The 24,477-nt window shown below is 61.5% G+C and carries 37 protein-coding genes; all 37 read right to left on the bottom strand.

What is annotated here, in order from left to right; genetic code table 11:
- Positions 1 to 20: 20 nt before the first annotated feature.
- Entirely contained in the window at positions 21 to 335 is a 315-nt protein-coding gene (locus NOM55_RS00400; RefSeq protein ID WP_255906935.1) for a hypothetical protein, read from the bottom strand.
- Complete coding sequence (locus NOM55_RS00395) at positions 335 to 703, bottom strand: phage tail protein (RefSeq protein ID WP_255906933.1); 369 nt, start codon at positions 701 to 703, stop codon at positions 335 to 337. The genes NOM55_RS00400 and NOM55_RS00395 overlap by 1 nt, the downstream gene beginning before the upstream one ends.
- An 11-nt stretch (positions 704 to 714) precedes the next feature.
- Positions 715 to 2,133 carry a phage tail sheath subtilisin-like domain-containing protein gene (locus NOM55_RS00390; RefSeq protein WP_255906932.1) on the bottom strand — a complete coding sequence of 473 codons (1,419 nt, stop codon included), beginning with the start codon at positions 2,131 to 2,133 and terminating at the stop codon, positions 715 to 717.
- Positions 2,130 to 2,333, bottom strand: coding sequence for a DUF2635 domain-containing protein (locus tag NOM55_RS00385; RefSeq protein ID WP_255906931.1), 204 nt, complete (start codon positions 2,331 to 2,333; stop codon positions 2,130 to 2,132). Before NOM55_RS00385 ends, NOM55_RS00390 begins: the two co-directional genes overlap by 4 nt.
- Positions 2,334 to 2,344: 11 nt before the next feature.
- Entirely contained in the window at positions 2,345 to 2,995 is a 651-nt protein-coding gene (locus NOM55_RS00380) for a phage protein Gp37 (protein WP_255906930.1), read from the bottom strand.
- A complete protein-coding gene (locus tag NOM55_RS00375) occupies positions 2,989 to 3,411 on the bottom strand; it encodes a phage protein Gp36 family protein (RefSeq protein ID WP_255906929.1) in 423 nt (140 codons plus the stop codon). The genes NOM55_RS00380 and NOM55_RS00375 overlap by 7 nt, the downstream gene beginning before the upstream one ends.
- A 3-nt stretch (positions 3,412 to 3,414) precedes the next feature.
- Entirely contained in the window at positions 3,415 to 3,735 is a 321-nt protein-coding gene (locus tag NOM55_RS00370) for an HI1506-related protein (RefSeq protein WP_255906928.1), read from the bottom strand.
- A gap of 12 nt (positions 3,736 to 3,747) precedes the next feature.
- Positions 3,748 to 4,659 (bottom strand): Mu-like prophage major head subunit gpT family protein, encoded by a 912-nt coding sequence (locus NOM55_RS00365; protein ID WP_255906925.1) that lies wholly within the window; start codon positions 4,657 to 4,659, stop codon positions 3,748 to 3,750.
- Positions 4,660 to 4,716: 57 nt separating this feature from the next.
- Entirely contained in the window at positions 4,717 to 5,751 is a 1,035-nt protein-coding gene (locus NOM55_RS00360) for a phage protease (RefSeq protein ID WP_255906924.1), read from the bottom strand.
- A 598-nt stretch (positions 5,752 to 6,349) separates the two neighbouring features.
- Positions 6,350 to 7,168: a hypothetical protein gene (locus NOM55_RS00355; protein ID WP_255906921.1), complete on the bottom strand. Its 819-nt coding sequence runs from the start codon at positions 7,166 to 7,168 to the stop codon at positions 6,350 to 6,352.
- Between the two features lie 127 nt (positions 7,169 to 7,295).
- Positions 7,296 to 7,835, bottom strand: a complete 540-nt coding sequence (locus NOM55_RS00350) for a phage virion morphogenesis protein (protein ID WP_255906917.1) — start codon at positions 7,833 to 7,835, stop codon at positions 7,296 to 7,298.
- 103 nt (positions 7,836 to 7,938) lie between these two features.
- The gene (locus tag NOM55_RS00345; protein WP_255906916.1) at positions 7,939 to 9,204 is read right to left on the bottom strand and encodes a phage minor head protein; all 1,266 of its coding nucleotides are present in this window, start codon (positions 9,202 to 9,204) and stop codon (positions 7,939 to 7,941) included.
- The gene (locus tag NOM55_RS00340) at positions 9,197 to 10,747 is read right to left on the bottom strand and encodes a DUF935 domain-containing protein (protein ID WP_255906914.1); all 1,551 of its coding nucleotides are present in this window, start codon (positions 10,745 to 10,747) and stop codon (positions 9,197 to 9,199) included. Before NOM55_RS00340 ends, NOM55_RS00345 begins: the two co-directional genes overlap by 8 nt.
- A 10-nt stretch (positions 10,748 to 10,757) precedes the next feature.
- Positions 10,758 to 12,308 (bottom strand): terminase large subunit domain-containing protein, encoded by a 1,551-nt coding sequence (locus tag NOM55_RS00335; RefSeq protein ID WP_255906913.1) that lies wholly within the window; start codon positions 12,306 to 12,308, stop codon positions 10,758 to 10,760.
- Positions 12,305 to 12,817: a DUF3486 family protein gene (locus NOM55_RS00330; RefSeq protein ID WP_255906912.1), complete on the bottom strand. Its 513-nt coding sequence runs from the start codon at positions 12,815 to 12,817 to the stop codon at positions 12,305 to 12,307. Before NOM55_RS00330 ends, NOM55_RS00335 begins: the two co-directional genes overlap by 4 nt.
- A 7-nt stretch (positions 12,818 to 12,824) precedes the next feature.
- Complete coding sequence (locus NOM55_RS00325; protein WP_255906910.1) at positions 12,825 to 13,139, bottom strand: hypothetical protein; 315 nt, start codon at positions 13,137 to 13,139, stop codon at positions 12,825 to 12,827.
- Complete coding sequence (locus tag NOM55_RS00320) at positions 13,136 to 13,468, bottom strand: hypothetical protein (protein ID WP_255906906.1); 333 nt, start codon at positions 13,466 to 13,468, stop codon at positions 13,136 to 13,138. Before NOM55_RS00320 ends, NOM55_RS00325 begins: the two co-directional genes overlap by 4 nt.
- Before the next feature lie 2 nt (positions 13,469 to 13,470).
- The gene (locus NOM55_RS00315; RefSeq protein WP_255906904.1) at positions 13,471 to 13,683 is read right to left on the bottom strand and encodes a TraR/DksA C4-type zinc finger protein; all 213 of its coding nucleotides are present in this window, start codon (positions 13,681 to 13,683) and stop codon (positions 13,471 to 13,473) included.
- On the bottom strand, positions 13,680 to 13,874 hold the full coding sequence (locus NOM55_RS00310) for a hypothetical protein (protein ID WP_255906899.1): 195 nt from the start codon (positions 13,872 to 13,874) through the stop codon (positions 13,680 to 13,682). Before NOM55_RS00310 ends, NOM55_RS00315 begins: the two co-directional genes overlap by 4 nt.
- A gap of 10 nt (positions 13,875 to 13,884) precedes the next feature.
- Positions 13,885 to 14,454 carry a hypothetical protein gene (locus tag NOM55_RS00305; protein ID WP_255906893.1) on the bottom strand — a complete coding sequence of 190 codons (570 nt, stop codon included), beginning with the start codon at positions 14,452 to 14,454 and terminating at the stop codon, positions 13,885 to 13,887.
- Positions 14,447 to 14,677, bottom strand: a complete 231-nt coding sequence (locus NOM55_RS00300) for a hypothetical protein (RefSeq protein ID WP_255906891.1) — start codon at positions 14,675 to 14,677, stop codon at positions 14,447 to 14,449. The genes NOM55_RS00305 and NOM55_RS00300 overlap by 8 nt, the downstream gene beginning before the upstream one ends.
- Positions 14,677 to 15,087, bottom strand: a complete 411-nt coding sequence (locus NOM55_RS00295) for a M15 family metallopeptidase (RefSeq protein WP_255906890.1) — start codon at positions 15,085 to 15,087, stop codon at positions 14,677 to 14,679. Before NOM55_RS00295 ends, NOM55_RS00300 begins: the two co-directional genes overlap by 1 nt.
- Before the next feature lie 108 nt (positions 15,088 to 15,195).
- Entirely contained in the window at positions 15,196 to 16,329 is a 1,134-nt protein-coding gene (locus NOM55_RS00290; RefSeq protein WP_255906889.1) for a hypothetical protein, read from the bottom strand.
- Positions 16,326 to 16,826: a DUF4365 domain-containing protein gene (locus tag NOM55_RS00285; RefSeq protein ID WP_255906888.1), complete on the bottom strand. Its 501-nt coding sequence runs from the start codon at positions 16,824 to 16,826 to the stop codon at positions 16,326 to 16,328. Before NOM55_RS00285 ends, NOM55_RS00290 begins: the two co-directional genes overlap by 4 nt.
- A 64-nt stretch (positions 16,827 to 16,890) precedes the next feature.
- Positions 16,891 to 17,322, bottom strand: coding sequence for a Mor transcription activator family protein (locus NOM55_RS00280; RefSeq protein WP_255906887.1), 432 nt, complete (start codon positions 17,320 to 17,322; stop codon positions 16,891 to 16,893).
- Positions 17,319 to 17,723 carry a gp16 family protein gene (locus tag NOM55_RS00275; RefSeq protein WP_255906882.1) on the bottom strand — a complete coding sequence of 135 codons (405 nt, stop codon included), beginning with the start codon at positions 17,721 to 17,723 and terminating at the stop codon, positions 17,319 to 17,321. Before NOM55_RS00275 ends, NOM55_RS00280 begins: the two co-directional genes overlap by 4 nt.
- 69 nt (positions 17,724 to 17,792) lie before the next feature.
- Positions 17,793 to 18,065, bottom strand: coding sequence for an HU family DNA-binding protein (locus NOM55_RS00270; RefSeq protein ID WP_255906881.1), 273 nt, complete (start codon positions 18,063 to 18,065; stop codon positions 17,793 to 17,795).
- A gap of 62 nt (positions 18,066 to 18,127) precedes the next feature.
- Positions 18,128 to 18,748: a DUF3164 family protein gene (locus NOM55_RS00265; RefSeq protein ID WP_255906879.1), complete on the bottom strand. Its 621-nt coding sequence runs from the start codon at positions 18,746 to 18,748 to the stop codon at positions 18,128 to 18,130.
- A complete protein-coding gene (locus NOM55_RS00260) occupies positions 18,748 to 19,077 on the bottom strand; it encodes a hypothetical protein (protein ID WP_255906871.1) in 330 nt (109 codons plus the stop codon). Before NOM55_RS00260 ends, NOM55_RS00265 begins: the two co-directional genes overlap by 1 nt.
- The gene (locus NOM55_RS00255) at positions 19,061 to 19,330 is read right to left on the bottom strand and encodes a DNA-binding transcriptional regulator (protein ID WP_255906870.1); all 270 of its coding nucleotides are present in this window, start codon (positions 19,328 to 19,330) and stop codon (positions 19,061 to 19,063) included. Before NOM55_RS00255 ends, NOM55_RS00260 begins: the two co-directional genes overlap by 17 nt.
- Before the next feature lie 25 nt (positions 19,331 to 19,355).
- A complete protein-coding gene (locus NOM55_RS00250; protein WP_255906869.1) occupies positions 19,356 to 19,643 on the bottom strand; it encodes a hypothetical protein in 288 nt (95 codons plus the stop codon).
- Between the two features lie 2 nt (positions 19,644 to 19,645).
- On the bottom strand, positions 19,646 to 19,966 hold the full coding sequence (locus tag NOM55_RS00245) for an XRE family transcriptional regulator (RefSeq protein ID WP_255906868.1): 321 nt from the start codon (positions 19,964 to 19,966) through the stop codon (positions 19,646 to 19,648).
- Positions 19,953 to 20,600 (bottom strand): hypothetical protein, encoded by a 648-nt coding sequence (locus tag NOM55_RS00240; protein WP_255906867.1) that lies wholly within the window; start codon positions 20,598 to 20,600, stop codon positions 19,953 to 19,955. Before NOM55_RS00240 ends, NOM55_RS00245 begins: the two co-directional genes overlap by 14 nt.
- 10 nt (positions 20,601 to 20,610) lie before the next feature.
- Positions 20,611 to 21,333, bottom strand: a complete 723-nt coding sequence (locus NOM55_RS00235) for an AAA family ATPase (protein ID WP_255906865.1) — start codon at positions 21,331 to 21,333, stop codon at positions 20,611 to 20,613.
- Positions 21,334 to 21,344: 11 nt separating this feature from the next.
- A complete protein-coding gene (locus NOM55_RS00230; RefSeq protein ID WP_255906860.1) occupies positions 21,345 to 23,483 on the bottom strand; it encodes a Mu transposase C-terminal domain-containing protein in 2,139 nt (712 codons plus the stop codon).
- Positions 23,480 to 23,959: a hypothetical protein gene (locus NOM55_RS00225; protein ID WP_255906858.1), complete on the bottom strand. Its 480-nt coding sequence runs from the start codon at positions 23,957 to 23,959 to the stop codon at positions 23,480 to 23,482. The genes NOM55_RS00230 and NOM55_RS00225 overlap by 4 nt, the downstream gene beginning before the upstream one ends.
- Positions 23,960 to 24,017: 58 nt before the next feature.
- Positions 24,018 to 24,317, bottom strand: coding sequence for a helix-turn-helix domain-containing protein (locus NOM55_RS00220; protein ID WP_255906856.1), 300 nt, complete (start codon positions 24,315 to 24,317; stop codon positions 24,018 to 24,020).
- Between the last annotated feature and the right edge of the window lie 160 nt (positions 24,318 to 24,477).

The following is a 24,477-nucleotide window of genomic DNA, read 5'->3' as shown; positions in this document are numbered from 1 at the left end:
CAGACCGAGCGGCGCCAGTGCTACGCAGAGGGCGCGGAAGCCACGCTGCTGGTGCGCAGCGCCTTGCGCTTTTTTTTGAGCCGGTCCTGCGCCTCGGCGATCCGGGTGTAATCGTCCGGCTCGACCTCGGCCGCCAGAAACCCGCCGCTCAGCACTTCCTTGGGGATGTCGCCCAGCCGCACGATGGCGCAGGCCATCAGGTCGACCTTGCGGAAGCCTTCGCCCTGGTCCAGATCGATCTCGTCCTGCAGGTTGTTCAGGCGGACCTCGCCCTGGTAGTGCAGCACGCCCTGGTGCAACACGCCGTATTCCAGTTCAAACGGTTCGGTTTTCATCACTCTTTCACCTTGCGCAGTGCGCCCATGCTGATGTCGCGTCGCAGTTCGTTGTCGACGCTGTAGGACTCACCCACCTCGATGCTGAAGCAGCCCAGATAGGTGGTGCGCTGCTTGCCCGGCATGTCCGGGGTGATGGTGATACGGCTGTCGGTGATGTTGTCCCAGTCCGGCTCTTCGCCATCCGGCACCGCCACGGTGACCTTGAGGTCGTACTCGGCTATGCCCTTGCTGTGGCCCTTGGCCCGGCCACTGCGGTTCATGGTCTTCACCAGCTTGCGCCCGGTACGGGTGGTGGCGTTGATCGACACCACCTCGACTTCCTGACCGTCCAGGTCAAGGAATACGTTACTGACGTAGGTAGTCATGCGTTAAGCCCTTATTCCAGGATCAGGTCCATGCGCACCGCGAAGATGTGCGCACCCGGCACCACCGAGGACGGGATGCGGATGTTGAAGCGGGTCACGTCCTGGCCATCGCCTTGCACCTGCAGCTCGGCCTTGTGCTGCTCCACGTTCTGGAAGATCTCCAGTTCTTCCAGGCGCAGCGCCACGTCGTAGCAGGCCGACCACACCTTGTCGCGGGTGCGCTCGCTCTTCTTCTCGCGCGGGAATTCGCGCACCAGCTTCTGCAACACCGCCTTGGCGGCGTAGAACAGCGAGCGCGGCGTGGTGATGTCCAGCATGGTCGGGTCGGCGGTGCCGTCCACGGTCTTGGTGTAGGTGGTGATGGCGCGGCTGATCAGCACGCGGTTGCCTTCGCCCACCTCCAGCGGGGTGATGCCGTTCCACAGCGCGTTTTCCACCTCGGTCTTGGAGGCTTGGGCGGTGACATCCACCACGTCCATGCCCGCCAGCTGCAGCGTGTTCAGCGGCCGGGCCGGGTCTTCCTCACTGGCGATCACGGCGGCGTAGGCGGCAGCGATCTCGGCCGGCAGGCGTTTGGCGCCGCGATACCAGGCCAGCGAGATCCACTCGCTGTTCACCGCGTCGGCTAGTGCCATGGCATTGGCCAAGGTGCCGGTATGGGCCACGGTACCCAGCGCCCAGCGCTTCTCGCGCGGGCCGCCGACGAACTCCAGGTGTTCCCGCAGTTCCAGCGCAGCAGTGCTGGTGGCAAACGGACACACCACCAGGTCGTGGCCGGCGGCCTGGATGGTGTCCAGCGCCGGCTGCAGACTGGCGTCGTTGGCGCCACCGGCCATGGCCGCCACGGCGGCGGTCATGCCGTCGGCGCTCAGGCTGGCTGACAGCTTGATGTCGTTGCCGATGGCCGCCTTGTGCTTGGCGGTAAAGGTCACCAAGCCTGCGACCGCCGCCGCCGTCACCGGCAGTGCCGGCTGATTGAGCACGGCCGCGACCACCTTGGCGGCAGCCGCTTCCGGCGTGGTGCCGGCGTCCACCGCCAGGCGCAGGGTGTCGGCGCCGATGTTAACGGTCAGCGTGCCGCTGGTGGTGGCATTGTTGGCCAACGTGAGCGTGCCTTTAGCCGCCAGCCCCGCCCCATCATCCGGCAGCAGCACCAGCGACAGCGCACCGTATGGGTTGGCACGCATGAAGGCACGCGCCATCAGGTGGCCCACCGAGCCGTAACCGCAGTAGGCGGCGGCCTCATCGTCGCTGTACACGTCGATGACCTGGCTGGCGTTGCTGGTGACCACGTTGGTCAGCTTCGGCGCCACCAGCACGCTGCGCTGGCGGTTGGCCGGCAGGCTCTTCAGCGCGGCGCGGGTGTAGAACTCGATGTACTTGCCCGGCGTGCGGATCGACGACGGGATCTTGTCGTAGGTGATGTTCATGCCTGCCCCTCCGGCTTCGGCTTACGGGAGACAGCTTTGGCCTCGACTTCCACCAGGCTGCCTTCGCGGATCAGGTTGCGATAATACGGCGTGGACGGTACGTCCACCGTCTCGGCCTCGGTGATGTGATCGCGCGGGTTGAATTCCTTGGGCACCAGACCACCCGGTGCCGCCTTTACGGTTAGCGTTTTGTTTGTCACGACGGGTTCTCCTAGTTGACGTCGGTTTCGAAGGTGATGGACGGGGCATCCTTGCCGGGCTGCACCAGGCCAACGTTGAAGCCGGACAGCCATGGCAGCGGCGTTTCGGTCTTGCCGCCGAAGATCGGAAACAGTGCGTCGGGATGTTCCGGGCCTTCCGGGGCGGGCCAGCTGCCATCCGGCAGCGCCTCCTCGTTCCAGCCGGTCTTGAACTCCACCGACATCACGCACCAGTGCTCGGCGGCAAACTTGCCGCTGGCCAGCGTCTTGACCTTGCCCGGCAGCAGGCGGCCAATCGGCAGGTCCAGCGTCTGGCCGCCCAGCAGCCGGCGTACCGCCCACACCAGGCGATTGACGCCGACATCGCCGGTGACCTTGCCGGCACCGACCCGCAGCCCCTGCGAGCGGCGCACCAGGCGATCCCCGACGACCACCACAAAGCTGCCGTTCTCTTTCCAGTCCGGCTTGCCCAGGCGGCGGGTATCGCTGTCGGCCATGCCGCCAAAGGCGACATAGGCGGCAGGGAATGCCTTCACGGCGTTGTCCAGGTCGTCGATCTCCCCGGCGTAGTAGTCGCAGTTGCGCACAGCCTTGCCGAGGCCGGTTTCCAGCCGTGCCACCATCGCGGCCTGGATACGGGTCAATAGCGGTTCGGTCACCATCCGTTGCTCCTGCCAAAAACGCGGCCACCGGACTCCATCACCACGGTGTCCTCGGTAGCCACTTCCTCGCCCTGGGCATCGCGGCCCAGCGACACCTTGCCGCTGGCCACTTTTTCCAGATAACGCTCGGCATCGCGGTAGCGCTCGCGCATTTCCTCCGACACCACCACATCGCCATCGCGTGCCAGGTGGTAGCGGGCGATGTCGCAGGTGTAGGCAGTCAGCACCAGCGGCGGGTTGGCAAACGGCAGCGGGTAGCGGCCCGCCAGATAGGTGTCCACCTCCGCCTCGGCTGTGGCCAGGGCGATGGCCAGCACGGCATCGTTGATGGCGCCGGTTTGCTCGCGGTCGGTCAGCTCGATCAGCTCGCGCTCACCGATGGCGTTCACCATGTCCTGGCGGGTCGCATAGCTCACGGTTTACGCCCCTGCACCAGCAGCCTTGCGGCCGCCGTTGCCTTTGGTGGTCGGAGTGGTCGTGGCGGCTTTGTCGTCCGTCTCGCCCTGGGCGCTGTCGCTCGTTTCCTCGGTGGAGGTAGCCGGCGGCACGGTATCGCTGCCGGCGTTCTCCGCCACCGGTTCTTCCGGCGCTTGCTCTACCTTGAGGTTCGGCTCCTTCATCAGGCGCTCCCATTGCTCGTCGGTGAACTCGGCGTGGTCTACCACCTTGCCCTCGGTGGGCCACTTCACGCCCAGGCGGCAGAAGCCGCCTTCACGCAGGGATTTCACTTGCAGCTTCATGTGTCGCTCTCCTTACAGCCACGGCGAGACCATCAGGCCCACCTTCTTGTAGTTGGTGTTGGTCGCACCGCCATCCTTGATCTGGGCTTCGATCAAGGTCTCGGCAGCGGCACGCAGATCGGTCGGTACCACCAGCAGGTCCGGCGTGATGCCCAGCTTGCGGCCACCGTCGGCGGTGAACTTCTCCATCGCCGCAAACGCCTTGCGGAAGTTCTCTTCGTTCAGCGGCTGGTTGGAGCAATAGGCGAACTGCCAGAAGCCGTAGCCGGCATTGCAGCGGTAGCGCACACCGAACTCGAACTGGTCGCTGCGGAATACCACTTCGTCGCTGGTGCCGGTCATTGCGGTCAGCTCCGGCTGGGTGCGTTCCTGGAAGATCAGCGGCTTCAGCGCACGGGAGGTGCACAGCAGGTACCACTTCGGGCCGGCACCGACGCCGGCATCGTCGAAGTTGGAAACGGTGGTCGGTACACCGGTGCCGTCCACGTTCGGGTACACCGGGTGGTCGGTGTCGAAGAAGTACTGCCCGTCAAAGCACAGCGTGCTGGTGCCGGCCGCCAGCAGCGGAAACACCAGTTCGTCCGGGTGAGACTGCGTTGCGCGGCCCATCTCGTCGAACATCGGTTTGAAGATGCCTTCCTGGTCATCTTCAATTTGCGTGCGGCCAACCCCCACGGTGCCTTCAAAGGTTTTATTGGTGATGGTGTAACCATCGGCCGCCATTTGTTTAACCTGGCGATCACCAATCCATTCGCGCAGCTTGGGGAATTGGCCCAGCCAAGGATAAAGGTTGGCACCGGTAACCGACGGCACCTTGGTGGCAATTCGCGCATACTGGCTTTCCACCGCACCCAAGCCTTTTTTGAATTCGGCGCGGTAGCCAATAAACAGCGCATCCAGCACTGCCTTGGTAATGATCTTCATTGCGTCATTCCTGTATTACGCCGCCTTCGCAGGGTTTAACCTCCAGCGGCGCGGGGTTTATTGGCTCGCCTTTTTTTCCTGGGCGAAGGCTTCCGGGGTCATACCCAGCTGTTTGCACACCGCCAGTTCCTCGGCATTCAAACCATGGGCACCATTGGCTGGCTCCTTGCCATCGGTCTGGCTGTCCTTGAGGCTGGCCAGCGACGGAGCGGTATCCAGATACGAACGCAGCGCGGCGATATCGCGTTTGCCCAGGTCACGCGCCCAGCCCTCCAGTGCCGGGGTGATCTTGCAGGCCGCCTTGCCGCCTTCAATCAGGCTGTTCACCTGCGCTTCAGTCTGGTTGCTCTGCAGCGTGGCCAGCTGTTCCTGTACTTCACGCAGCGCCGCCACCGGCACGTAGTTGGCTGGGTCGGGGTTGGTGGTGGCCTTCAATGCCGCCACTTGCTGAGTCAGGCCATCCACTTGGCTGGCTTTGGCGGTCAGCGCAGTCAGTGCCGCCTGGGCTTCCGCCTCGGTGGCGGTATCTGGCAAGCCCAGCAGCTTGCAAAGTTCTTTCAGTTCCACGGTTTCCTCCTGGGCGTGGTTGGGGATCAGGGAAAAACGGTTCACCGCCAGGCGTGACAAATCGTCCAGGCCATCCAGGCCGGGTTTATTGGTCAGCGCCGCCATCAAAATGCGCAGCACTTCGCCGGTTTGCGGGTCGTAGGTAAAAACGGGAGACAGGTAGCGATATTCTTCGGCGTCGATATGCGCCTGGGCGGTTTTGGTCCAGCGGACATTCACGGCATAAATGCCGAGGCCGTCGCGCCATTCCAATTCCTTGAACCAGCCGGCAGCCGGCGCCGGTTGGCCATTGATTTCGCAATGCAGGGTCTGGTGCTCATAATCGATGACCAGGTCGTCTTTCTCTTCCTGGACGCGGCGAATTATCTGGGCGGCGATATTGGCGTCGGTGTACCAGTGCGGCGCATCAAACGGCCGGCCATCGCGGGCACGGAAGCTGCCAGCTGGCAACAGGCGCATCGCTTTGCCATCGACCGCGATCTCGAAAGACAGCGCGGCGACTTGGGGGAGAGGTTTCTTTTTCATGCCGCTATGATCGGCGGCACAGGGGGGTGAAAAGCAGTTGTCGCACGTCAGTAGGCGCTAGCTGAGCGTGCGACAACGGAATGGAGGGTTGGGATGGACAATGGGGGGCGTTAGAGCAGCGTTAGATTTTCTCCACTTGGCGAAATGCAGTCGATACCTGTGCTTATGGGAATAAAGCAGTGACGAGCGGTTTATGCCCGTTATCTGAAAAACGTGGTTTGAAGCGAATGCCTCCCTCATTGACTATTTGTCTGGGGGACAGCAAAAAGCCTGAACCGAGACTTGAAGTCTTGGTCCAGGCTGGGCTAAGCTGAAACTTAGCGGCGCGGCAGGCTGCGATAGTGGCGACGTACATCTTCCCACTTACCGAAGCGATACCGGTGGTACGAAACAACAGGAACCACTTTTGGACCCATATTGTTTGCTCCTCATAACAATGAGGACTTCTTGACACCGCCCAACCAGCCAGCCAGAATGCAAGTTCCACCAAGCATTATGGTCGCAGCTAGTTATTGCGGCCCCCCTGAGGACAGTCCGTTTATCCGGGGAGATTAGGCCTAGCACACTGGAATGTGCTAGGCTTTTTCTTTATGAAAAATCATGACGCACCCGAGTCTTCATCGTCAGTTATTAGCAGGTCAATCTGCTTCTTTAACCTTTCTCTGTCTGCTTCATAGAAGGGCGTAGGAACCTCAATCCAAGCTCTTCTTCCACCCGACAGACGTACCGGAATCCTGTCTACTCCCTCCTGTTCTACCGCCACAGGTGGTGTTCGTACATCTATCGCAACAGTTTGTGCATATCCACGAGCAATATGAGGAGCAGCTGTCGGCACCATAACCGTGGATGGCCTGTGCAAAATTGCCTGCGGTTCCGCGCTTACTTCATCTACTTCTGCTGCAAACTCAACTATTGGCTCGGCACCATCGCTTGCCGTTTCTTCTACGCCATCGAAATAGCCGGCAAAACCCACAGACTTTCGAAAAACCTGAAGACATACATCTGCGGCTGCTGGTGCAAATCCTTTTTGAATTAGATCAAACTTCAAGGTCGCATCCGAAGGCAGGTCAGATGTGTATTTTTCTAAAAGATCCGAAAATACAGGAGGCGACTTAAGCCAACCAGAGATCAACTCACGCTTGATTGACTCTTGCGGGGCAAACCGATACTCCTCATAGCGCTTAGAGACAGCGACCATCCCCTCTTTGGGGCGATCTAGTAGTCCATAATATTTCAGGGACGCCATCGTCGATAGGACGGCACCATTCGTTGCACTTTTGTAGCCGAGATGCTGAGCCACCCCTTGAATTGGCGCGGCATGGCAGCGTTCCTTGTCATAGATCTTGCCAACTTTTTCAATAGCATCATCTAGAGAGATCGAAGGTGCTCGCGGACTTTTCTTTCGTACAATAGTCATTGTTTGGTACCCCCTGTCATATGCGGCATATTAAACGCTTATGCGCACAACAACAAGCGCATCATGCGCTTTTTTTGAAAGCATAAGCGCATGTTGTTTTTTTGCCTAGCACTACGATGCTGGCACCTTATATCCACAGCCCACCAAAGTAGCGGGTCGTCTGTTCTTCCATCTCCTGAATCCCCGCCTCAGTCAGTACCAGGTACGGCCGCGCCGGTATCTTCTGAGTGTGTTCGCCGATAGTGGCCCACTGGCTGAAGTTGGACTGGCTCTTCTTCACGAAGCGAGTGCCCACCTCGCCAGCCTTGCTCTGCTTGAAGTACACCCGCTGCGAGCGGGCGGCGCGTTTGATCTCGCCGCCGAAGTGGTGGATGGCCGCATACACCACGTTGGTGCCGACCTGGGCGCTGTCGTTGTCGCTGGATGGAGTGATGCTGCTGGCCAGGCGGCCGCTGTCCTGCAGCAGCTTGCCGCCTTTGCGCCGTTTCAAGGTGGACGGCGCGAAGCCTGCCCAGGCCGGGCGCCCCTGGGCTGTGAAGTTCTGTTCCACCTCGTCCAGCATGGTGCCGGCCAGCGCCTGCATCAGTGGTGCCTTCTGTTCGCCGCGCCGGTCCAACTCGGCCAGCGCCGCCAGTACGTGCGCCACTTCCTGTTTCAGTTCTATCATGGATGCCCTTATACTGGAAATAGCCTCGGAAACACGGTGAAGCTCCCGGCCGTAGGACGTCGCAAGACGGATCGCGTGAGGGGACAGGGAGTCCCTCCCGAGGCTACTTCTCCCAGATCACCTTGCCGCCACGTTTCAGCCGCTGCAGCTCCCGCTCATTGATCGGGTGAAACGTCTGCAGCCAGTTTTCGCTGCCATCCCGCGTTACCTTCACCACCGCCACCCACCAGCGTCCCTGCAGCTGCACGAACTTCATGTGCTGGTCACGCTCGGCTAGGATCAACACCGGCTGCTCCAGTACCTGCTGCACGCGCCAGTAGTCGGCCAGCGCCACGTCCTGTCCTTGGCGGTGAGCAAACTGCTTGGCCAGGGTGTCGTCGGAGAGCCAGACGGTCTGGCTGTGGCTGCCGAGGCGGGTCATATCGTCCTGCTGCAGAATGGCCACCGGGTAACGCTGGCCCACGGCCAGCTGCTCGCGGATGCTGGCCACGCTGTCGCCGGCTGCCAGACGTTCTGCCACACCACGCTCCAGCTGCTGGAACCAGCGGCCGAACTCCGGGCCGGTGAGCACGCCTTTCACGTACTGCCGCGCCACCGGGGCGGCATAGTTGTCCAGCTCTGGCTGGTAGGCCGCCTGGCCGGGGTTGAAGCCAAAGCCAGGATCGGTGACAAAGCGCGCGCCAGATGGCGTCTGGAATGCCATTGCCTTGCGCTTCACGCCATCCGGGGCGGATGCCTGTTCCACCGCCATCAGCCGGCCCTCGCTGCTGATCACCTCCAGCCCCTGCGCCTTGACCTGTGCCTGGGTCAACCCTCGTACCCGGCAGCGGCACTTCCAGCCATTGGGCGGAAAGTAGTAGCGCCAGAACGGATCGGTCGCCGCCAGCGTGATGCCGTGCAGCACCTTGTGCTTGGGGCGCACGCGGTTGTCGCCCACAGTGGAGTAAGTCCAGACCGGGCGGGCCTCGCGGTCGGCCCACAGTGCTTGCCAGCGACCGGCCATGTAGGCCGACTGCAGGTTGGTACGAAAAATGGTTTCCAGCCGGCGTGCGTTCAGCCGCTTGCCGTGGATTTCGCCGCTGTCCTGGTCTACCAGGTAGCCTTTGCCCAGCCAGCCCTTGGCCTCCAGCAGCGGCATCAGCCTGGCGTTAAAGTCGCGCAGGGTGCTGCCGTCTTTTAACGCCTTGTCCAGGGCGCCACGGATGTCCTGCAGCACGTCCAGCTTCATCACCCCGGCCACGGTAAAGGCGCGGGCGTGCGCCTGCTCCCACACATCCTGCCACTTGAAGCCCAGCGCATAGCCCTTGGATTCGAACCAGGCCACGGCCTGCTCCGGTGGCAGGCCGAAGGCGTAAGCCAGATCAGGCATTGATGCGCCCCCACAGGTCGGCCACGAAGATGGCGCGCGCCAGCAGCTCGGCCATGTCCTGCTCCGGCATGGTGTCGAACAGCTCGGCCAGCATGTCCTGCGCCTGCTCCGGGCTGGCGCCTTGCTTCAGCGCTTCGATCACCGGTGCCAGCATGCGGGCGGCGGCATCCTCCACCGCTTGGCCATCCAGCTTGCCGCTGGCCTCGTCGACGGCAAGCTGGTCGGCCGGCAGCACGTCGCCGTTCTCCGCCTTCAGCGCCACCCGGTAGCGCAGCGCTTCGACCGGTGCAGTCGGCGGCGGCTTGGCCACCTGCAGGATGGGTTCGTCCTTGCCGGCCATCGGGATCTGCAGCCGCTCATGCGCCCAGCTGACCGGGATGCACATGCCGCTCTCGGCCAGTTTGGGCAGGCTTTTGGCAAACTGTTCCAGGCTCTCCGCCTCGGTCAGGTTGAAGCTGAAGCGTGGGCAGCGATCCGGCGTCATGCCCGGCTTGTTCAACAGCACCATGGGCCAGACCACCTGGGCGGTCACGGTACGGGCCAGCTGCTTGGCATCGGCGTTGCGCAGGTCTTTGCGCACCTCGTCGTGGACCTTGCCCAAGGCATGGGTGGAACTCTTGCCATCGGCCTGGGTGGTCAGCGTGCCGCCGAGGATGATTTTCGACTCGGTGCGCTCGCACCAGTCCACCATCCAGGCGAACGGCTCGTGCGTGCCGCTGGCTGCATTCTGGAATTCGATCTCCATGCCTTCCGGGATGATGCCGGCGGCGCTGTGGCCAATGCTGGCCACCGCCCGCAACAGGGTGGCCTTCTCCTTGTCGGTGGCACCGGGCGGGTATTTCCCCAGCCGCATCGGCAGGCCGTAAATCTCCAGGAATTCCGCGAGGTCGCGCACGCTGTAGTTCTTGAATACGAACGGCCACACCAGTGCCCGGTGCAGGCCGACCCGCTGGGTAATACCGGAGCGGCTCTTGTGCTTGTGGATGATCCAGTTGAACGGGCGCAAGGCTTCGCCGTCGGCCTGGCTTTCCGAGCGCAGCCGCAGCTCGCTGGCCTTGAACTGGAACCAGCGTTGCGGGCGGTGTTCCAGCTTCTTCGGCAGCCACACCTTGCCGGTGGTGTCCCACGGCATCTCGATGGCGGAGAAGCCATGGCCCAGCGCATCGGCCATGTCGAACAGCAGGTCTTCCATGTCCAGGTTGTTCAGCCAGTCCGCCACTTCCTCGGCCAGTTTCTTCTCGGCGGCGGTGGCATTGGGCGGTGGCAGCAGCTGCCATTCCAGCCCCAGCACCGCCAGCTTGCGCTTGCCCAGCTCGGTTGCGATGTGGCCATCCTTCTCTTCCATGTCGGCGAACAGCTCATGCTGGGCCGCGATGTCGCCGCGCTCGGCCGCATCGGTAATCTCGACCAGGCGTTGCGGTGTCAGCCCCCGGCTGGGGTGTTCCGGCCAGCGCGAGGCAATGCCGCCCAGGGCGGCGGTCTGTTCGTCCTGCAGCTCGCTGCTCTTGCTGGCGAAGGGTTGTCCGTTGTGATCCACAAGCATGGGAATACCTCTAGTAGCAGCCTGCGCCCCAGGTGGAGGTGGGCAGGTCGTCATTGTTTTTTTGCGGGCGCTTTGGCACCTCGGTGAACTCAATCGGCGCTGCTTCGTTGCGGCTGGCGTAGTCGGCCATCAGCAGTGCGATGGCGCTGTCGCCGTGGCGCTTGCCGCTGCCGCTGTCCTCGCCTTTTTCCTGGGTACGGGTTTCCGGCACGCGCGGGATGCCACGGATCAGCTGCACCTGACGGTAGTCGGTCAGTACGTCCTCGTCGGCCGGCAGGTCCAGCAGCGTGCCGTCCTCGAGCGCGGTCTTCAGCTTGGGGAAGTTGTCCAGGTAGAACGCCTCGGTGGCCTGGATGCAGTGGATGCGGGTGGCGCCGTACTTCTGCATCGCTTTCTCGGCCAGGTAGGAGCCGTTGCCACGTGCATCCAGCGCCGCGCCCAGGAAGTTCGGCAGGTGGTCCAGGATGTAAAACAGGATCTGGCGCTGCTGGTCGAACGGCATGTTGCGTATTTCGACCTGGAACGGCACCCGCCGGCGCAGGCCCAGCCGCACCACGGGTGTCATCACGGTCAGGTCGCCCTTGCGTGCGAAGTCTTCGCCCAGATAGCTCTTGGCATTGCGGGGCAGCTTTTCCAGCAGCGGCTTCAGCTCGGTCTCGCACCACTCCTTGATATCGGCCTCGCGCACTGCGTCCGGCAGCAGAGTGAAGGCATCGTCGCGGGCGATACGCAGTACTGGCGTGGCCTCGCTGGCGCGGCTCTCCAGCAACGCGCGGCTGAAGTAGGTACCGGCCGAGTTGCTCGGCACGCAATCCAGCTCCTGCCCGGCACCGCTGCCATAGAACGAGTACACCCCGGCGACCCAGGCATCCTCTTCCGCCTGGCGATACGGTTTGCCCAGACGCAGGCAGACGCGGTGGTACAGGCCATCGGCCACCGCTTCCTTGAAGGTGAGCCGGTGCACGGTGCCGGCGCGCTTGCCGCCGCGAATGTCCTTGATCAGCTGGTTGAACGGGTTGTCGGTGCCGTAGTGGGTGGAGATCACCCGCACCTTGCCGCCCCAGATCAGCATGGCCATCGCCGCATCCAGCAGCTCCTGCAGCTGTTCGTGGAACGCGGCTTCGTCGATCACGATCACACCCTGGCGACCGCGCAGGTTGGATGGCCGCGACGACAGCGCCACGATGCGGTGGCCGGACGGGAAACGGATGGTGTAGGTCTTGATGTTCTTGTCGCGGTCGGCCTCGTCGTCCCAGATGCCTTCCTCGACCTGGCCGGCGGCATAGTCGAACGCCTTGCACCACATGGCGCAGGCTTCGATGTACTCCACGGTCATGTCCTGGTTGTAGGCGATGTAGTAGACGTTCTGGCCGCCGGCCGGCTTCTCGGCGGCTGCGGTCAGCACATCGTCGGCGGCCTCGCCCCAGGTCAGACCGGTACGGCGCGACTTCTCGATGACCTTGAGCGGCGACGGGTCGGCCACCCAGCGCTGCTGGTACGGCAGCAGCACCGCCGGGATGTCGGCGCCGGCAGTGCTGGGCAGCTGGACTGGCAGTGTCATTCGGCAATCCCCAGGATCATCTTGCGGATCTGCTGTACCGTGGCACCGGTCAGGCCGCCCTTGCTGGCCAGCGACTCGGCGGCATCGGCAACCGCCCGCGCCTTGTCGCGCACCTCGGCCTGCCATTTCTTCTGCACCACGCTGGCCTTGCCCAGCTCGGCCACGGCCTTGGCCACCTTGGGCAGGTCGATCCGGCCGTCCTGCGCCATCAGCAGCTGGAACAGTTTTTCCTGCACCAGGCGCATCAACGCTTCGTTGACCGCACCTTCGTTGTCCGGCGCCGCCTCGACCACGGCACGCGCCTGCTGGCTGGCCATCTTCAGCGCCGCCAGCTTGTCTTCAAACTCCTGACCGTAGCGATGGATGGCGCTCTTGCTGATGTCGAAGCCCTTGGCGCGCAGCGCGTCGGCCAGCGCCTCGTAACCGGAGAAATCGCCTTCGACCAGGGCGCCATCCAGCCAGGCTTTGACCTCGGCGGGCAGCGTGGTGATTTTGGAACGTGGTGGCATGGCGGCCTCAGAAATACTTGGCCGGACGGGCGATGCCCGGCTGGCAGTCCACGGTGTACTCCACGATGTCCACCCCCAGCCGCGTCAGGTCGGCAGACCACGGGCCGGACGGGTCGATCTTGAGCGAGAGCAGCGAACGGTCGCGCAGGTAGTCCAGCTCGCAGCGCAGCTCGCGCTGGGTGGCATCCGGGTAAATGCTCTGGATGGTGGACAGGATCAGCGCCTCGTGTGCGCCGATGGGCCGCGCATTGTTCAAGGTCAGTAGGATGGCCCAGCGCATGGATTCGCGGCGGGCTTTAGCGGTATCAATGGCACCGATCATGGTTTCCCCTTTAACGCCATCTGCTGCAGGCTATGCGCCACGCCATCCAGCTTGGCTTCGATAGTGGTCTGGTTACGGATGAAGTCTTCGCGGCGCACATACTCCAGTGGCAGCGTGCCCATCAGCTTTAGCAAGTCTTTTTCAAGGTCGACCAGCTTGGCGCGCTGCTCTTCCAGCGTGTTGACGGTGGTCTTTTGCGACTCGGACACCGCCTTGAACTTCTCGTCGATGTTGCGGCCAACCTGTCCGGCCAGAATCTTGGCCAGCGCCCAGAAGCCGCCAAGGATGGTGAGTAGCAGGGTGATCACCTGCCAAAGCTGTAAGGTCACGTTCACGGGTGTTCCTTCTCATGCCGGCTCTGGCATCGCGCGCAGCGGGTGCAGCCGATGACGGCGAGGCGGCGTTCCAGCGGGATCTCACCGCCACAGCCGATGCAGTGCGTGAGGCTTTCCCCTTGTGGCTTTCTGGCGGCAGCGTGCGCGGCCAAGGCCGCTTCACGCTGGGCCAGCTCCAGCTCCTGTGCCCGGTCAAACACGTCGCTCATGGCGTCATCACTCCCTTCACCGCCCACATCAGCGCCTCGTCCAGGCGCACCAGCGCTTCGCGGACGCAACGCGCATCCCCGCCAAACTTGTTGATGTCTTCGATTTGAAAGGCCAGGCGCTGGGCGCTGGCTTTGAGGTCGGCAATCACGGTTTTTTCGGTGGCCGTCGGTTCGCGCTGCGCTTGGTTCATTACGCTCATGTCACACTCCTGGTGCCTGCTGGTGCAGGCTGATGTAGCTATTCAGTTGTTGATCCAGCTGCTGGCACCACGCGCCGTAATCGGCGGCGTGCTTCAGAAGGTCATCGGGTGGTAACCCGGCTGCGGCGCTGGCGGGCGCGGTGGCTTCACCAGCATTTCCGGTGTCGGCCGGGGGCAGATCGGCAGCAAGGTCGGCGGCGCTGTAGCCGAGAAATTGTCGGTAGAGGCGCAGGCTGTCAGGGCCAAGGCCAGTAAAACGGGGGCCATCCGAGTGCGTGACATGAGGAATCCTTTGTTTGAGTTGACGCTGGGTTGTGGCCAGCTCGGCACGGCTCTGCAGCAGCTCGACACCGACCTGGTGCGCCAGTTGGTTAAGACGCTGGTATTCGGCCTGGGCAGTGGCTTGCTCGGCCAAGCGCTGCTCGGTCAGGCGCAGCAGCGCACGACTGTGGGTGGCATCGGCGGTGGCCAGCTTGCCGGCGTAGAGGTTGGCCGCACGCTGGTAGCCGAACTGGTCGACGGCATAGCCCGCCGCACCGATCAGCGCGGCGAGGAGTAGCGGCTTAAGCATTGCCGGCCTCCTTGCTGTCACGACGGGTCGCAATCCAGCTGCGGGAGGCCGAGTAGCCACCGACTACGCCGAGGTAGATCAGCCAGGTCTCCGACGACAGCGTGCCGGTTACGCCCTGGTAGACGAACATGCCGGTGGCGGTGGCGCAGGCGACGTTGGCCCACAACTTGGAGTGGCTCAGGCGGCCGGTGGCCGGGTTGGTGAACAGGTCAGAGAGGCGCATCACAGATAGCCCTTGTTCAGCTCGAAATGCGGCATCTCGCGGAACTTGGCACCCGGCCGGCCATACCAGTTCAGGCCCAGCTCTATGCCGATGCGGCCGGCCTCTTTCCATGCAGGGTGGCCGGCATCCCACACCGGCTTGCCATGCACCAGGGGCACGATGTCGAAAGCACGGGCAGCCGGGCGACCCTGGATGGTGAAGTTGTGCGCCGACTGGCCGCCCTTGGCGTTAGTCACCCGTGCACCGGGTACACCATTGCGGCCCTGGGCGTAGAGGCGGTTCTGTTCGTCGTTGCTGCGGTAGGTGCAGGTGACCAGGATGTCCAGCCCCGCAGTCTCGCAGCGGCGCAGAAACTCGCAGCAGATCGGCTGCAGATCGGGGTGGAGGTCTTCGATTTTGCGGGAGGACATGGCGGCTCCTGAACAAGGGATGCCGCCAGAATAAGAAAGCGCCCCGATTGGGGCGCTGTGATGGGTGTCAGTGGGGTGTTAGCGAAATTGATCAACTCTGCAGGAGTACTAGAACATATCCTCCGTCCCTAACACGCCAAAGTTTACTGGGTTAAGGAGTTGGGCTGTTTTGCTTTTGACATGTACGTCACCGTCAACTCTAACAGGCCTTGAATTATCATGAGCAAGTACTGCCATGTGATAGTCATCACCACTCAACTCAACGCGGACTTTCCGCTCAATACCCGCTAGAACTGAGTCGATTATGATCGTTCCAGATATTTCATCTTTCGGCCGGCTCAGCTTCGTAATGTACCCAGTCAGTCTTCGCTGTGGAAGAACATAGTCGTCTTTGTAGTAGCCCGACACTTTCTCCAATAGCTCAACATGACGATTATTAAACGCGAACTTCCGTGACTCACACTCGAACATTGGCCCAGAGGTTCCAGAGACAGTGATCTCAAAGGCTCGATGATGCTTTTCACCACTGAAACCCAACAGGGCATCGCACATATTCGAGCTTGCACCGGCTAATACCGCAGTATCAAACACCTTAAAGTTGCCGACATCCTCGTATGCCTCACTAGCCTTTGTCAGCGCATCAAGACTCGCCACAAGATTCAGTGTAACTGCTTGTGCTAGAGGAACGGCCTCTGCAGGAGAACCAGGCAGATTTGAAACTGGTTGGATCGGTGCGATAACGTTGACAACGTAACTTCCGATCTCTGTTTGCCCCAACATCAGCGTATCTAGGTAACTCTTTGCTTCCTTTGGCGCTGCCCCAGAAAACTGTCTTCTCTTTGCATACAAAGACTGGGCAGCCGCAGAAAGTAGTTCCTTTGCCTTTGCAATCAGCAGCACCCCATCGTTGATGGGAATTGTGCCATCTGATGTGTCATCGTGGATCACCCGAACTGTGATGACATTAGAAAGCAGCCGCACTGCATCTCTAACAATATCAGAAGGATTACGCCCCTCATATTCAGCCACGGCGGACAGTGCCTGTTTCATACGAGGCAAGTAGTCCTTGGCAGATGGCCAAGGAATCAAAACTTCTGCGTCTAGATCGTCATGGCGGTGCCAAATGGTAGCGACGCTTCTGATTTTGCCGTCTTGATACCATTGTTTTGACTGCAGGTATGAATGCAATTGATCAACAGAAAGCTGAGGGTCTCGCCGATCATGGCGGAAAATGTCGGTCACAGCCATTCTCCTTGGCTCGCGCGATTTATCATCTCACGTAAGGTGACGCTCGTAAGGCGTTGGGCCAGCGGAATTGCCACGGTAATGCTATCGCCATTTTCTGTCGGCTCTGCATCTCGCAAAGACAGCCAGTAACAGTTGTTGAAGAGCGCTATGTGCTCATCATTATGGGAAATCCACGCACCCACATCAGCAGGTACCAGAAGTACAGCTAGATAGCGGGGGAATGCAAAATCAGAACCTCGAAGATCGTCGTAGTTTTTTCTGGAAAGTGGATACTTAATTACACCCCCATCTACAAGATCTCGCGAGGTGCATTTTAGCTGAAACTCAATCTGGGGACTGCGGATGGGTTGCCCCTGAAACCCTCGACTTTTAAAGGATATGTCAATACTGTCGTCGTCGACATCTCCATTGACGCGATTCAACCCCGCCTGTGCCGCAAGCGCGCATACATATGCAAGGTTGAACTGCTCCTTTTGCTTTTGCGGGTCCATACGTTGCCAACCTCTCCCCATCAAGCACTTGATGCCATATGAAAGTCACTTAAGGGGAAGAATACTAAAACAACTCATCCTGTTTTGTCTCCATCGTCATATCTGCCTGCTTCAGCACCCGCCACACATGCCGCTCGGTCATCTGGTACCTGCGAGCCAGTTGCCCGGCCGCGTAGATCGCAGAGTGGTCACGGGTCAGCTCATCGAATTCGCTGCGGATCGCCCGGTTGCGCAGCTCCAGCATCGCCGCCTGGCAGAGCGGAATAGACAGCACCTCACCACCAAAATGCTTGGTCAGTACCTTCGCCGCCTCCATGCCGACCACCTCGGCCAGTCCTTCGTGGCGGATCTGCCCCAGGCGTGTCTGGTTCTTGCTGACCGGAAAAGTTGTACCGCCCCACGTCTGGATCAGCATCACGGCCTTGGGCAGGCCGATCAGCTGAACAAATAGCCTGGCCGACTCCGGCAGCAGGTGTTGCACTTCATCCAGCTTCATCCCAAGTCCCTCCCCTGCCGTTTTGCATCAATGATCAGCGCCTTCATCAGGCTGGCCAGCTGCTCGTATTCCAGCCAGTCCACCTTCTCGACCTTGAACATGTGCGCTGCCATGGTGTGGGCGTAGTCCCACGGGCGGCCGGCTTCGGCCAGCAGCGCTTCGACTTTGCTCATCAGCCGTACCTTGTCCTTGGCCGGTACCGGTTTGCGGCCAACCTTCTTGGCGGTCTTCGGCTTCCAGCCGATACGCGTGAGATGGGCGATCACCTTGTTGGCCCCGGCCACATTCAAGTCTTTGGCCGAGCGCACCCCGGCCACGTTCTGCAACATGGCCCGGTAGGTGCCATCGTCCAGGCCAAGCTCTTTCTTGGCGATGTGGATTTTGGCCAGGGTATTTTTCATGAGGGGTTGCTCCGTTAAAACACGTTGCGGAGCCGGCTGATCTAACACCAGCCGGCTCGACACCGGGCTTTAGATCAGGACGTCTTTCAATGCTTTGGTAGGCAGAAACACCACCTTGCGCTTGGCCGGAATCAGCACGCTCTCGCCGGTTTTCGGGTTGCGCCCGGTACGCGCCTTGGTTTCCTTGATCTTGAATTTACCGGTGCTCGCCAGCGGCACCTCCTCTCCCTTGATCAGGGTTTCACGGATGGTTTCTTCCAGTGCCCCGACAAAACGCAGGGTGTCGGCTTTGTTGGTACCGGTCTTGGCGGCGATGGCGTTAATCAGTTCTTGCTTGGTCATGGTCTTGCTCCCTTTGGGTAGTGAAATAATCAGTTCAACGTAATGCCGGATACGGTCAGACATCAGACGCCGGCGATATCCAGTGCAATCGGCTGGTACTGGTCGGTGTCGCCGATGCGCTCGTACACGCGGATATAGGAGCGGCTGCCCACCACTTGCACCGCCTCGCCAATCGCGGTCATGGCGCGCTGCCAACGCTCGTCAGCGATCTCCAGGCGGCGCAGCGCCAGTACGCGGCCGGTATTGATCTGCCCTTCCTTGTCGGTGGCGAAGGCCTGGTTCACGATGGCCTGGATCTCCGGCCGGGCACCTTCCGTCCAGTCGACCAGGCACTCATCAATCAGCACGCGGGCAGACTGCAGGCGCTCGTCAAACGCGATGCGATCCTGAATCGCCCGTTGCACCTTGAATTTGCCGTCGAAGCTGAACAGCGTCAGGTTGCCTTTTTTGCCGCCCAGCTGAGCGCCGTACTGCTCGGCCGACAAGTCCAAGAAGGCGGCGATGTCGCCAAATGCCTCGCCCTTGAACTTGGCCAGCACATCGCTGACGCCACGCGCCTTGCCCACCAGCTCATGCACCAGGCGGTCACGCTCCTTGTCGATGGGCTTCACCATGGCATCCGGTACCAGGCAGCCTTTGGCATCCTTCCAGTAACCCGTCACGTCCTGCGGTGTTGTTTGCATCACTTGCTCCCACTTCCTATCAATCGTTTCACTTGCGCCAGCCTTGCCTTGTTTGCGGCCACCCACTCCGGGGTAAAAGCAATTTCGTTGCGGGCATCCCAAAATTCCCTGACCGGGTGCGCCGATGTGGCGACCACCGGTTGAGGCGGCGCCGGCATGCTGTCCGGGATGGCGGCTGGTGGTGGCGTGGCGGCCAGCTCGTCCAGGTAATCCGCCCACACAATCCGCCTCGCCTCCTGCAGGCTGATGCCCTGCTCTGCGGCCAACCTTTCCGCCTCCCAGCGCAGCCGGGCGCGGGTCTCGTCGTCCAGCTCAGTCGGCGCGCTCATTGCCGCTGCCCTTCTTGGCACCTTCCAGCACCGCCTTGATCAGGGCCGCGTTGTCGGCGGTGATCAGGGAGGTGTCGATACCGAGTTCGTGGCGCAGCCGTACCTGCTCGGCCACCTGTCTGGGCGCAGCCCGCCCGGATTCGTAGCGACTGCCACCGGACTGCGTTACCCAGACCTGGCTCCAGAACTCCTGCTGATTCAGACCCATGCTTTTGCGCATGTCGCGGTAGTTGATGCGGGGCGTCTTGCTCATGTTGTTCTCCTGTTTCACGGTTGAATTAGTTGCCAAACTCGGTCCACACCACCCGGCAGCCGCCGAGGGTGAATTGCCCTTCGCGGTACGGCCCGAAGTGCGGTTCGCGGCCAAAGCTGTAGTACGCGGCCTTGCCGCTCTGGATCAGTCCCTGGCAGCGGGCGCTGGTCTGGATTTCGATGGTCGGTCGCTTGCCGTTGAGGTTGGCGCTACGAGCGACCAGCCCCATCCGTCCCAGCTCTTTGATGGCGTCGGCCACCTTCAGCGTGCTGGCCAGCAGCACGGCGTTACTGATTTGCAGGTTGTTTGTCATGGTCAGTCTCCTTGCGGGCGCTTCGGGCAACGCTGGCAGGCACGCCAGTGGCCGAGTTTCAAAGGGTGGTGCGTCGGTGCCGTTGCCAGCGCAATCTCGCGGCAGCTGGCGGTACTGATCTGTTCGCCCAGATGCGGGCAGGATTGCTTGTCCAGCCTGGCCAGCACGCGGCTGGCGATGCGGCCGGTGGCACCGGGATACTTGCCGGCCAGCACCAGGCTGATGCTGGTACGGCTGTAGCCCAGCAGCGCAGCGGCAGCAGCAATGCTGGTGCGCTCGGCTTCGGCTCGCAGCAGGGCCAGCCAGCGTTCAGAGGTCGTCATCGTTGATCTCCTGCTGCCAGACGACCCGGCCCAGATTGGGGTCGTAGATGGACTTGGTGCGCTGAACCATCGGCGGGCGCGGGCCGGTGTAACGACCAGTCACCAGGCGATAGCGCGCCATCGTTTTGCCCTTGCCGATGCCCCTGGTTTTCGCTGCGGTCAGCACTTCCACATATCCGGCCAGCTTGAGTGCCCGGATATAGCTGTTGGCGGTGTCCTCGCTCACACTGATTCCGGCTGCATGGGCGTGGGCGACCAGCTCACGACAAGTGAAGTCGCCGGCAATCCGCATGGAGCGCCACATCGCCTCGGTACCCATTCCCTGCTGTACCGGCTTGCCATCCTTGGTCAGCCTTGGTGCCTCGACACCGTTATCCCGCTGCAGGCTGTAACGCTTTGTCGAGCCGATGGCCGCGTCCTTGGGGGTATCGCAGGTCAGGAACTCGCCATACTCAAGGGAGCGCACATAGGTCAGTGCCGTTTCGTCATCAACACCGGAGAGACGGGCCACCTGGTACACGGTGAACTGGTCACGCAACTTGCGGATGGCCTCCCACACACGCTGCCGGCGGCTTTTGCCACCCTTTTGCTCGAGCTGGGCTGGCTTACGCTTTGGGGTATTACGGTCAATCATGTCGCCCCCCTCAAGCCAAGCCACGACGCTTCGGTGCTTCACCGGTGTACAGATCGCGTGCACCCCACAGCTGGCGGTCGATGCTGCCCCAGCCTTCGATCAGCGCGGTGTCCTGGATGTTGACCAGGTTGACCGACACGCGGCGCACGCTGCCGTGGCTGAGCGTCACCAGGTGGCCCAGCAGGTCGTCGGCCAGCTGCACGTCCGGGCAGTAGATCGCGGCCAGCTTGCGGGCATCGTCCAGCGACACCGGTGCCGCTGGCAGCCAGTTCAGCACCCGGCCGTGGAAGCGCTCGTGCTTCTTCAGCTTGTTCGGCAGCAGCTCTTCGCCAACCAGCAGCAGGCTGGACTGGCTGCCCTCGTAGATGTCCCGCACCAGTTCGATCATGCCGTCCTTGCTGGCGGCGTAATCAAACTCGTCCAGGATCAGCGGGCGGCGGCTGGCGGCCAGCTGTTCGCTGATCTGATCCAGCAGCTGGGTGGTGCGGCCGACCGGCTTGATGCCCATTTCAAACAGGATTTTTTCCAGCAGGTCTTTGCGGCTCCAGCTGGAACGCATCTGCACGTAGTAGGCACGCGACCGGTTGGCAACGGCGACGGTGGCGGTGGTTTTGCCGAAGCCGGACGGGCCGTAGTACACGGCAAGACCCGGCAGACCGTCCTGGCGGTTGACCAGCTTTTCCATCACGACAGCCACCAGATCAAGGTTGGCGATAGGTGCAATACGGTTCATCAGTTCCCCTTTCATGCAGAAGCAGAAGCGGTCTGCTTCTGGCTCATTACTTTGAATTCATGGCTTTTGGCGTAACTGGCCAGCCATTTGGTTTCGGCTTCGGTCAGCAGCACGCCGCGTTCGGCGTGGCCGGCCAGTTCGCGCCATTGCTGGATACGCAGCTCTGCGGTGCGTGGTACGACAAAACCGCTTGGCGACTCTTCGATCACCTCGGCGTTAATCACGCGCAGCGGCTGGCTGGCGTTTAACGGCTCACGCTCGACGGTGATGCGGTCAAATGCACCGGCAATGTCGCTGCTGCGAATGCCGGGGATGGTCATCGGGCTGTCGATCACCGTCAGTGCCGGACGACCGTCTCGTTCCTGCTCAATCGCGTCACGCTTGCTGTCCAGGTTGCGCAGCTGGGCGCTGGCGCGGCGGTCACGGGCATGCTGCACCTGGCTGGTCGGGAAGTAGTGGGCACGGTTGGCGCCCCATTCGGCGCTGCAGACAAAACGGCCGTCCGGCAGGTACACCCACACCTGATTCGGGTTGTGAATGTCGTAGGCGACATGGACGGTTTCGCCGTGCAGCTCAGTCAAGGCCTGGCTGAAGTACTGGTTATTGAACAGGCGCACTTCGCCACGCTGTACCGAACGTGCCATGCGCGGGCGGAACAGCAGGGTCAGCACGGCTGGCGGCAACATTTCCGGCGCCCAACCCTTGGCGATAAAGCCTTGCAAGGCTTGATCCGGACTCTGCCCCTTCAGGCTGGCGTGCGGCCGAGCGTTGTAGTCAGCGACGCGCTCGGCGCAGAAACGCAGGAAGTCGTCCCAGGCCATCATCGGCATGCGCTTGCTGGTGCCGGTTTTGACCAGCGCGGCGCGGGTGAGCTTGAACTGGCGCTGGCGTGCTTCGCCGTCCATGTCGGCGCCCATATAGCTGGGCAGCAGCTTGGCGGCGTTGACCCACAGCGTCTGATGCAGGCGCTCGATCACGCCACGGGCCTGCGAGTTGTAGGCGATGGAGTGCAGCATGGTCATGCCGATGCGCCCCATCAGGCCGACGCCTTCATCCTTCATCAGCTCGTTGACGTAGCCGGAGCCGTTGTCGACATAGAAGATCGCGGCCATGCCGGCCTGTTCGCAGCCCATGCGCAGGGCGTCGAGCACGGCGGTGCCGGACTCGGCCATATCAATCGACCAGCCCACCACGCGGCGGGTGGCGATATCGACGATGCTGGTCACCTCCGGGCGGAATGGACGGCCGGTGATCGGGTGCTGTACCTCGGCATCAAAGCAGTGGCCATCGGCACTCCACACATCGTTCGGCAGCAGCTCGTCAAAGTCGCGGCGCACGAAGGGCAGCAGGGTCTTGATCTCGCGGCCACCGAGGCGGCCACGTTCGCGGCTGACGGTGCCCAGCTTGTTCAGGAAGCGGCGCACGGCATGAACGCTGGGCAGAATGCGCGACAGCTCCGGCACGTCCAGCTGGCGGCTGGCCATGTCCTGGCAAAACAGTTTGTAAGCCAGATCAACAGAGGGCTTTTGCGGCTGCTGCCAGTAGCCGAGGAAATCGCGCGCCCACCAAGGAATGGCGAACTCGGTCTGTTTCACCTTTGGTGCCAGCTGCCCATCACCACGCTGGGCAAACCAGCGCTTGATGGTGCGCACGCTGGGCAAGTCACTCCCCTTGCGGCCGCGCTTGTCCTCGGCCTTGCGCAGCATGGCGCAGACCAGCGGATCAGCCGTGCCGGCCGCAACGCTGGCCAGCAGGTGATGCATGGCGCGCTCTTTGCCCAGGCCGCAGCCGGCCATCAGGTTTTCAATGTGAGCCAGCACGCCGAGGCGGGCGGCTTCGACGGTCTGCTGCTCGGTGGTCAGGGCAAGCGGCAGCTGCTCTTCGCGCAGTACCGGTACTTTTGCTTTGGTCGCGGCAGCGGGCGCTGGCAGCTTGGCCAGCAGCTCACGGGCGGCAGCGGTACGGATGTGCGCTTGAGCCGCGTCTGGCAGGCTGGTAAGAGCGAATTCGTTGCCCTTGCCTTTCGCCTTCGGGCGAGATGCCCAGCTTTCACGCTCGGCAGCCATGCGGATACCACGCTCCGTTTCTGGTAAGCCGGGTAACTTCATCGTGGCCAGTTCGGCGGCGCTGTAATGAGATTTAACGCTCATGACTGGCTCCCGAAGTCCAGTTCCGGTGCACCAGCCTTTGCCACGTTATGACGGTGAAAAGCGAACTCCGACAGAGTGCAGGTCATCGCAGCCAAAGTGGCTTCAGCGTCCTGACCGTTCACGTAAAACTTTGCCAACAATGCGATGGCGGCGGCGGCATTGGCTTGCACTTCGGACACCTCGCCCACATCGGCTTTCTTGCCAGTCGGAATCTCAATCACGACACGACTGCCTTGTGCCAGGCACAGGTATTCGCTAATCAAAGCGATGCCGCAAAACTCTTCAAACTGGCGGATACGGTTCAGTGGCATGGAGGTTTCCGCCAGCCAGCGATACAGGGTTTTGTTTTCGATGCCCATCAGGTCAGCCAGCACCTTGATCGGGCGTCGACGCTCAGCGGCGAATTCGACGCACAGTTCCATCGCTTCCGATAGGCTGGATGGGTGTGCGGACTTCCAGTTTCGTTTTCTCATCATGTGTTTCCTCTTCGCGGGAAACGCAGGGCTGGTGCGCAGTAGCACACCGCACTACGCTTTAGCCCATGGCAACAATGCAATTTGCAGAGGCAGGAGGCACCGATGGGAAAACCGGCTTAAAATGGCGTTTTTCGTAGCGACTCGGCCAGATGGCTTCGGGTGCTTCACCAATAGCAGCAGCGATAATCCGCTCTGCTTTAGGCCACGAACGATCCAGCGCGTTATTCAGTGCCCCCGCACTCAAACCCGCTTCTATCGACAGCCTGCGAAGTGACCAGCCCGCCTTGTGCAAAGCCGCCACGATGTCCGCCCGGTGCCAATCCACGGCGGTATTTTTTTGGGCGTCGGATGTGTTCATTACTTAATCCCGATAATTGATTAGGTGTTCATATCTTATGCTCACATGCGATGCATCGTCAATCGGAAATCATCACTTCCGATTCATTTCTGATTCGTTGCCCTCGAAAAAACGAATCGAATACGGTGCTTTTACATAAAAAACAATGACATAAGAGCAA

Source organism: Vogesella sp. AC12 (genome assembly GCF_024437575.1).
GTDB classification, from domain to species: Bacteria; Pseudomonadota; Gammaproteobacteria; order Burkholderiales; family Chromobacteriaceae; genus Vogesella; species Vogesella indigofera.
Note: the sequence above shows the minus strand (reverse complement) of the source record. Positions and strands in the feature narration are given on the sequence as shown.

Coding starts and splice junctions, on each gene's coding strand:
- NOM55_RS00250 (WP_255906869.1), bottom strand. CDS start 19,643: ATGACAAACAACCTGCAAATCAGTAACGCCGTGCTGCTGGCCAGCACG.
- NOM55_RS00360 (WP_255906924.1), bottom strand. CDS start 5,751: ATGAAAAAGAAACCTCTCCCCCAAGTCGCCGCGCTGTCTTTCGAGATC.
- NOM55_RS00315 (WP_255906904.1), bottom strand. CDS start 13,683: ATGAGCGACGTGTTTGACCGGGCACAGGAGCTGGAGCTGGCCCAGCGT.
- NOM55_RS00230 (WP_255906860.1), bottom strand. CDS start 23,483: ATGAGCGTTAAATCTCATTACAGCGCCGCCGAACTGGCCACGATGAAG.
- NOM55_RS00285 (WP_255906888.1), bottom strand. CDS start 16,826: ATGGACCCGCAAAAGCAAAAGGAGCAGTTCAACCTTGCATATGTATGC.
- NOM55_RS00370 (WP_255906928.1), bottom strand. CDS start 3,735: ATGAAGCTGCAAGTGAAATCCCTGCGTGAAGGCGGCTTCTGCCGCCTG.
- NOM55_RS00380 (WP_255906930.1), bottom strand. CDS start 2,995: ATGGTGACCGAACCGCTATTGACCCGTATCCAGGCCGCGATGGTGGCA.
- NOM55_RS00275 (WP_255906882.1), bottom strand. CDS start 17,723: ATGAAAAATACCCTGGCCAAAATCCACATCGCCAAGAAAGAGCTTGGC.
- NOM55_RS00265 (WP_255906879.1), bottom strand. CDS start 18,748: ATGCAAACAACACCGCAGGACGTGACGGGTTACTGGAAGGATGCCAAA.
- NOM55_RS00245 (WP_255906868.1), bottom strand. CDS start 19,966: ATGACGACCTCTGAACGCTGGCTGGCCCTGCTGCGAGCCGAAGCCGAG.
- NOM55_RS00280 (WP_255906887.1), bottom strand. CDS start 17,322: ATGAAGCTGGATGAAGTGCAACACCTGCTGCCGGAGTCGGCCAGGCTA.
- NOM55_RS00325 (WP_255906910.1), bottom strand. CDS start 13,139: ATGATCGGTGCCATTGATACCGCTAAAGCCCGCCGCGAATCCATGCGC.
- NOM55_RS00240 (WP_255906867.1), bottom strand. CDS start 20,600: ATGATTGACCGTAATACCCCAAAGCGTAAGCCAGCCCAGCTCGAGCAA.
- NOM55_RS00220 (WP_255906856.1), bottom strand. CDS start 24,317: ATGAACACATCCGACGCCCAAAAAAATACCGCCGTGGATTGGCACCGG.
- NOM55_RS00365 (WP_255906925.1), bottom strand. CDS start 4,659: ATGAAGATCATTACCAAGGCAGTGCTGGATGCGCTGTTTATTGGCTAC.
- NOM55_RS00350 (WP_255906917.1), bottom strand. CDS start 7,835: ATGATAGAACTGAAACAGGAAGTGGCGCACGTACTGGCGGCGCTGGCC.
- NOM55_RS00345 (WP_255906916.1), bottom strand. CDS start 9,204: ATGCCTGATCTGGCTTACGCCTTCGGCCTGCCACCGGAGCAGGCCGTG.
- NOM55_RS00390 (WP_255906932.1), bottom strand. CDS start 2,133: ATGAACATCACCTACGACAAGATCCCGTCGTCGATCCGCACGCCGGGC.
- NOM55_RS00335 (WP_255906913.1), bottom strand. CDS start 12,308: ATGACACTGCCAGTCCAGCTGCCCAGCACTGCCGGCGCCGACATCCCG.
- NOM55_RS00255 (WP_255906870.1), bottom strand. CDS start 19,330: ATGAGCAAGACGCCCCGCATCAACTACCGCGACATGCGCAAAAGCATG.
- NOM55_RS00270 (WP_255906881.1), bottom strand. CDS start 18,065: ATGACCAAGCAAGAACTGATTAACGCCATCGCCGCCAAGACCGGTACC.
- NOM55_RS00400 (WP_255906935.1), bottom strand. CDS start 335: ATGAAAACCGAACCGTTTGAACTGGAATACGGCGTGTTGCACCAGGGC.
- NOM55_RS00300 (WP_255906891.1), bottom strand. CDS start 14,677: ATGCGCCTCTCTGACCTGTTCACCAACCCGGCCACCGGCCGCCTGAGC.
- NOM55_RS00395 (WP_255906933.1), bottom strand. CDS start 703: ATGACTACCTACGTCAGTAACGTATTCCTTGACCTGGACGGTCAGGAA.
- NOM55_RS00355 (WP_255906921.1), bottom strand. CDS start 7,168: ATGACTATTGTACGAAAGAAAAGTCCGCGAGCACCTTCGATCTCTCTA.
- NOM55_RS00295 (WP_255906890.1), bottom strand. CDS start 15,087: ATGTCCTCCCGCAAAATCGAAGACCTCCACCCCGATCTGCAGCCGATC.
- NOM55_RS00310 (WP_255906899.1), bottom strand. CDS start 13,874: ATGAACCAAGCGCAGCGCGAACCGACGGCCACCGAAAAAACCGTGATT.
- NOM55_RS00305 (WP_255906893.1), bottom strand. CDS start 14,454: ATGCTTAAGCCGCTACTCCTCGCCGCGCTGATCGGTGCGGCGGGCTAT.
- NOM55_RS00340 (WP_255906914.1), bottom strand. CDS start 10,747: ATGCTTGTGGATCACAACGGACAACCCTTCGCCAGCAAGAGCAGCGAG.
- NOM55_RS00330 (WP_255906912.1), bottom strand. CDS start 12,817: ATGCCACCACGTTCCAAAATCACCACGCTGCCCGCCGAGGTCAAAGCC.
- NOM55_RS00260 (WP_255906871.1), bottom strand. CDS start 19,077: ATGAGCGCGCCGACTGAGCTGGACGACGAGACCCGCGCCCGGCTGCGC.
- NOM55_RS00235 (WP_255906865.1), bottom strand. CDS start 21,333: ATGAACCGTATTGCACCTATCGCCAACCTTGATCTGGTGGCTGTCGTG.
- NOM55_RS00225 (WP_255906858.1), bottom strand. CDS start 23,959: ATGATGAGAAAACGAAACTGGAAGTCCGCACACCCATCCAGCCTATCG.